This is a genomic window from Ideonella sp. (genome assembly GCF_035254525.1).
GTDB lineage: Bacteria > Pseudomonadota > Gammaproteobacteria > Burkholderiales > Burkholderiaceae_C > Ideonella.
In genome coordinates this window covers 1-6,116 of record NZ_DATFAN010000159.1, presented here as the reverse complement: position 1 = coordinate 6,116, position 6,116 = coordinate 1, and the positions used below count along the sequence as shown (strand labels likewise).

Here is a 6,116-nt window from a genome sequence, read left to right as displayed (position 1 = left end):
GATCTTCGTCCACAGCTGCTGCAGGCCGCCCAGGCCGTGCTTGGCCAGCCAGGGCTGCAGCTTGCCGTCCGTGCGGACCTTCTCCTGCAGTGCCTTCAGGGCCTCCATGCGGGCGGACAGGTCCGACTGCTTGTGGGTCTGCGCGTTCAGGTCCTGCTGCCTGGCCCGGCGGTCCTCGTCGAGTTGCGGCACCTGCTCCTGCAACTCGTGCAGGCGGGCGTCGGTGGTCTCGGCCGCTTCCTGCGCGGTCGCGAGCTGCGCCTGCAGGTTCAGCAGGCGCTGTTCGTCGGGGGCGGCCAGCGCATTGCGGTCGGCCACCAGGCGCTCGCGGCGCTGGTTCAGCTGGCGCGATTGCTCCTCGATGTTGCGCTGGTCTGCCGCCAGCACCTGGATCTGCTGCTGCACCTGCGTGACGCTGCCACGCTGCTCGTTGGCCTTGGCCTGCGCCTGGCGCAGCGCCTCTTCCAGCTCGGGCAATTGCTGCACCTGCTCTTCCACCTGCGCGGCCAGCAGCGTGGCGCGCTCCTCGGCTTCCAGGGTCTGGGCCGCCAGGTTTTCGGTCTCGGCCTCGGCCTCCTCCTTGCGGGTGGACCATTGCGCGACCTGCTCCTTCAGCTGGATGAGGCGCTGCTCGACGCGCTGGCGGCCTTCGACCACGAAGCGGATCTCGGCTTCCAGCCGGCCGACCTCGGCGCTGGCCTCATAGAGCTGGCCCTGGGCCTGGTTCACCTGGTCGCCGGCGGCGTAGTGGGCCTGGCGGATCGTCTCCAGCTCGCTCTCGACGCGCCGCAGGTCCGCCACGCGCGACTCGAGCTCGTTGACCGCCTTGTCGGCATCGGCCTTGATCTTCGCCTGGTCGTTCTCGGCCTCGGCGCGCTTGAGGTACCAGAGCTGGTGCTGCTTGAGCGTGACGTCGGCCTGCAACTGGTTGTACCGGGCGGCGACTTCGGCCTGCTTTTCCAGCTTTTCCAGGTTGGCGTTCAGCTCGCGCAGGATGTCCTCGACACGCGTCAGGTTCTCGCGCGTGTCGGTCAGCCGGTTCTCGGTCTCGCGGCGGCGTTCCTTGTACTTGGAGACGCCCGCGGCTTCCTCGAGGAACAGGCGCAGTTCCTCGGGCTTGGATTCGATGATCCGGCTGATCGTGCCCTGGCCGATGATGGCGTAGGCGCGGGGCCCGAGGCCGGTGCCGAGGAACACGTCCTGCACGTCGCGGCGGCGCACCGGCTGGTTGTTGATGAAGTAGCTGGAGGTGCCGTCGCGCGTCAGCACACGCTTGACGGCGATCTCGCTGTACTGGTTCCACGAGCCGCCGGCGCGGCCATCTTCATTGCTGAAGACGAGCTCGACGCTGGCGCGGCTGGCCGGCTTGCGATTGCCCGAGCCGTTGAAGATCACGTCCTGCATCGACTCGCCGCGCAGCTCGCTGGCCTTCGATTCGCCCAGCACCCAGCGCACCGCATCCATGATGTTGGACTTGCCGCAGCCGTTGGGCCCGACCACGCCGACCCGCTGGCCGGGCAGCTGGAAGGTGGTCGGCTCGGCGAAGGACTTGAAGCCCGAGAGCTTGATCTGGTTGAGCCGCATGGAACGAGGGGGCTGGCGAAGTGCCGGCAAGGCTGCCGAGCCTTCGCTCTAAGTCATTGATTTACTTGGTTAATTTGGCCAAGAGCGGGCCGCCGAAGAGGCCGGGATGATACCATCGCAGGCATGGCTCGCACCCCTTCCCCCCAGTCTGTTCCGCGCGAGCGGCCGATGCCGCCCAACCCGCCCACCGCCCCGTCGAAGGAACTGCATGTGTTCCCGAACCCGGCCCCCGAGCGGGACTACGTGATCCAGTTCCAGATCCCCGAGTTCACCTGCCACTGCCCGCTGACCGGCCAGCCCGATTTCGCGCACTTCACGATCGACATGGTCTGCGACAAGCTGTGCATCGAGCTCAAGAGCCTGAAGATGTACATGTGGAGCTTCCGCAACGAAGGCGCGTTCCACGAGAAGGTCACGAACGACATCCTGACCAAGATCGTCGAGACGACCAAGCCGCGCTACGCCCGCATCACCGCCAAGTGGTACGTGCGCGGCGGCATCTACACCAACGTCGTGGCCGAGCACCGCAAGAAGGGCTGGAAGCCTGAAGCCGTGGTGACCCTGCCGGCCCACGCCGCCGAGACCGGCCTGCGCGGCTGAGCTGAGGGCCGCTGCCGTGGGCACCCTGGCCGAACGCCCGCCATACCAGAAGTACGACGTGGCCGTGCGCCGCAGCCCGATCGACGGCTTCGGCGTCTTCGCGCTCGAGCCGGTGCCGCGCTGGCAGAAGATCGGCGAGGTGCGCGGCGAAAGCATCACGGTGGCCGAGGCGCGGCGCCGCGCCGCCACGCTGCAGCGGATCATGATCGTCGAGGTCTCGGCCAAGAAGGCCATCGACCTGGCTCGCTCGACCGACCCGATGCGCTTCACCAACCACAGCTGCCAGCCCAATGGCGAGTTGCGCATCACCGACGGGCGCATCGAGTTCTACTCGCTGCGCGCCATCGAGCCGGGCGAGGAAATCACCGTGGCCTACGGCGAAACGCACCACGAAGGGCGCCTGGCCTGCCGCTGCGGCGCGCCCGGCTGCGCCGGCAGGCTCTGAAGCCCGCGCTGTTGTCCGTTCGCCGCGCCGGCCTGTCGATCATTGACAACTGTCGTGTTGCCAACGGTGTCCTCCTCTAAACTGCAGCGAACTCTCGCAGGGTGAGGCGCAGAAGAATCGAACCGACGCATCGATCGGCAAGGCACTGAGACACGGACCGACGGCTGACACGGCGCGCTGAACCCGGCGATTCACGAGGATCGTCGCACCGTGCCTGACGCGCGCACCGAATACGCCCCGCCCGATCCGCCCAACGCCCTGGCGGCGGCACCTGCGCCCCTTGCCCCCCAGTCCGCCCTGCAGCGCTTCGGCGCGGGCCTGCGAAGCATCGTCGTCATGCTGGTGGGCCTCGAGCTGGCCGCACAGGGGCAGCTGGGCGGCTGGACCGGCGGGCTGCTCCTCGCCTATGCGGCCTGGAGCGGCGCGCTGCTTTGGGGCGAGGCACGTGGCCGCCCGTTGCCGCGCCCGGTGCTGCAGCCCTGGATCGATGTGGTCTGGTCCGCCGTGATGATGCTGGGGGCGCCCGACGCCGCCGACATGCTGACCGTCACCTTCATCCTCCCGGTGGTGATGGCCAGCGTGCTGCATGGCGTGCGGCAGGGGGTGATGCTGGCCTGCTTCGCCACGCTGGCCCTGGCGTTGAACGTCACCGGCTCGGCCTGGCGCGGCGCGCTGGCCCTCGACCCGCTTCGCTTCCTGCCGGCACTCGGCATCCTCACCCTGGCGCCCACGGCGGCCCTGCTCTCGCGGCCCATGCACGCCTTGCGCCGCCGTGTCGCGCTCGAAGACCACTTCGAGGCCGAGATCGACCCTCGCCGGGGCCTGGAGGCGGTGTGCCTGACCGCGGCCGAGCGGCTGCGCCACGAGACGGGTGCCTCCGTGGTGGCCGTCGTGCTGCAGTCGAGCCGGAACGCCCCGGCGGTCGTCAGCTCGGGCACCGAGGGCAGCTTCCGTACGAGCGCGGGCATCCACCACCAGTTCGAAGAACAGCTCGCCCGCCTGCCCGGGGCACCGGCGAGCCTCACGCCGCGCCGGCTGCTCGGCCTGTTCGGCGGCGTCAAGGTGCACCCGGCCGAAACCATGATCGACGGTGCGGGCGATGCCTTGTCCGAGCTGGCCGGCATGCTGGAGGTGCGCCGCCTGATCGTCGTGCCCCTGCGCCTGCGGGGCCGCCCCTGCGGCCATCTGCTGATCGGCAGCACCACGCGACACCGCGACGAGTGGCGTTCCAGCACCCTGGCCGACCTCGCCCCCACGCTGATGCGCCTGTTCGAGCGCGCCGCGCTGGTCGACGAGCTGAACGAGGAGATCGGCGCCCACGCGCGGGTGCGCATCGGCCGCGACCTGCACGACAGCGCGATCCAGCCCTACCTCGGGCTGCGCTATGCGATCGAGGCGCTCGCGCTGCGCACGCCGGCCGACAACCCGCTGCACGGCGACATCGCCGCCCTGCTCGACCTGATGAACCACGAGGTCAACGAGCTGCGCGAGGTGATTTCCGTCCTGCGCTCGGGCCAGCAGAAGGGCGACAACGCGCTCGTGCCGGCGGTGCGCCGCCAGGCCCGCCGATTCAGCGTGCTGTTCGGCATCGAGATCCACCTGGATTGCCCGGACGACATCAAGACCAGCCGCGCGTTGGCCGGATCGGTCTTCCACATGGTCAACGAGGCGCTGAACAACGTGCGGAAACACACATCGGCCAGAAACGCTTGGATACACTTGACTACGGTTGGAGATAGCATCCAGGTGAAGGTTCGCGATGACGCGGGCAGTGTGCAGGGCAAGCCGGTCAACGACTTCGTCCCGAAATCGCTGTCCGAGCGGGTCAAGGAACTGGGGGGCATGCTGAACATCAGCCGGCCCAACGGCCTCGACACCGAGATCGCGATCACGATCCCGATCTGAAGGCGTACCGCGAGCGAACACCATGCAGCCAGCTTCCCAGGCCACCCGCCCCACAGCAGCAGCGGCAGCGTGCAAGCCGCCCATGGCGCTCGGCCAGGCAACGATCCGCGTCTTCCTGGCCGACGACCACCGCGTCACGCTGTGGGGCCTGCAGCAGCTCATCGAGAGCGCGCGGCCGGAAATGGAAGTCGTGGGCACGGCGCTGTCGCGCGCCGAGCTGGTGGGCCACCCCGCGCTGGCGGAAACCGACCTGCTGCTGCTCGACCTCGACCTCGCCGGCGAAAACAGCTGCAGCGCGCTGGCCGACGTACAGCGCCGCTGCCCCGGCCATGTGCTGATCCTGACCGCCGACGAAGACCTCGCCCACCAGCGGCAGGCGGTGCTGCAAGGCGCGCGCGGTGTGCTGCACAAGTCCGAATCGGCAGACACGGTGCTGCGCGCCATCCGCAAGGTGCACGAAGGCGAGATCTGGCTGAACCGCAACATGCTGGCCGACGTGCTGGGCCAGTTGACCGGCCGCCCGGCCGCGCCGCCACCCCAGGACGGGACCAGCCAGCGCATTGCCAGCCTGACGCCGCGCGAGCGCGACATCATCACCACGATGGTCCAGATGAGCGGCGGCAAGCAGCTCGCCGTGGCGGATGCGCTGGGCATGAGCGAACACACGCTGCGCAACCACCTGACGGCGATCTACGCCAAGCTCTGCGTGCGCGGCCGCCTCGAGCTGCACCTGTTCGCCACCGAGCACGGGCTCGCGAAGCCCGACGCCGTCGCCCGGGCGAACTGAAGCCGCCCCGCGCCCCGAAGCTTAAGGGCTTGGGGCAAAACTCCTATCCCGCTTGCCGCGACCTCCCATGGTCGCCGGCGTGGCCGCTGCCTAGCATCGGCCCATGCCTTATGCGAACCTGACATCGCCGCCCGGCGGCCGCACCGGCCCATCGCTGCTGATCATCGACGATCACGTGGCGGTGCGTGAAGGCCTGGCGCGCCTGCTGCGCTCGGCGCCGCTGTCGCTGCGCAGCGTGCATGCGGTGGCCACCGCCGCCGAGGCACTGGCCTGCGTCGAATCCGTGTGCCCCGAGCTCGTCGTGCTCGACGTGGACCTGGGCGGCGAAGACGGCCTGGCGCTGCTGCCCACCCTGAGCCGCCACGCCTACGTGATGGTGCTCACCTGCCTGGTCGATGCCGGCACGCGCCACCGCGCGATGGGCCTGGGCGCGAGTGCGTTCGTGAGCAAGCACGAGCCGGCCAGCCACCTGTTGGCCGAAGTCAAGGAACTGGCCGCCCGTTACCTGCGGGGGGAGCTTCCTCCCATGCGGGTGGGAGGCGAATCCGGTGCACGACCGGGCACATCGTCAGATGTGGCCGGGGCAGCGCAAACCTAGAGTTGACTCATGTGCTCAACGAACACCGACATGACCACCAAGCGCTCGCAAGCAGTCGCGTGGCGTGCTTGGTGGGCTGACGAGAGCGGGGTGACGGCGATCGAGTATGGCTTGGTAGCCGCTCTGATGACGATCGTGGCCGTCGGCGCCTTCACTGCATATGCGGATGCCCTGGCGGCGGTCTTCAAGTTGTGGTC

7 protein-coding genes are annotated in these 6,116 nt (G+C 69.0%); 6 read left to right on the top strand and 1 reads right to left on the bottom strand.

Annotated features, from left to right (window positions below; all coding sequences use genetic code 11):
• A partial coding sequence (locus tag VJ693_RS16315; RefSeq protein ID WP_324155797.1) for a chromosome segregation SMC family protein occupies positions 1-1,584 on the bottom strand: 1,584 nt, incomplete at its 3' end.
• A gap of 168 nt (positions 1,585-1,752) precedes the next feature.
• Between VJ693_RS16315 and queF the strand changes: the two genes are divergently transcribed.
• The 6 genes from queF to VJ693_RS16285 all read left to right on the top strand — a co-directional run.
• A complete protein-coding gene (gene queF / locus VJ693_RS16310; RefSeq protein WP_324155796.1) occupies positions 1,753-2,184 on the top strand; it encodes a preQ(1) synthase in 432 nt (143 codons plus the stop codon).
• 16 nt (positions 2,185-2,200) lie between these two features.
• Complete coding sequence (locus tag VJ693_RS16305; protein WP_324155794.1) at positions 2,201-2,629, top strand: SET domain-containing protein; 429 nt, start codon at positions 2,201-2,203, stop codon at positions 2,627-2,629.
• Positions 2,630-2,839: 210 nt separating this feature from the next.
• Positions 2,840-4,534, top strand: a complete 1,695-nt coding sequence (locus VJ693_RS16300; protein WP_324155793.1) for a sensor histidine kinase — start codon at positions 2,840-2,842, stop codon at positions 4,532-4,534.
• A gap of 22 nt (positions 4,535-4,556) precedes the next feature.
• Positions 4,557-5,321 carry a response regulator transcription factor gene (locus VJ693_RS16295; protein ID WP_324155792.1) on the top strand — a complete coding sequence of 255 codons (765 nt, stop codon included), beginning with the start codon at positions 4,557-4,559 and terminating at the stop codon, positions 5,319-5,321.
• A 103-nt stretch (positions 5,322-5,424) separates the two neighbouring features.
• Complete coding sequence (locus tag VJ693_RS16290; protein ID WP_324155791.1) at positions 5,425-5,919, top strand: response regulator; 495 nt, start codon at positions 5,425-5,427, stop codon at positions 5,917-5,919.
• A 9-nt stretch (positions 5,920-5,928) separates the two neighbouring features.
• Positions 5,929-6,116, top strand: a 188-nt coding sequence (locus VJ693_RS16285; RefSeq protein ID WP_324155789.1) for a Flp family type IVb pilin, incomplete at its 3' end; no start/stop codon positions are given.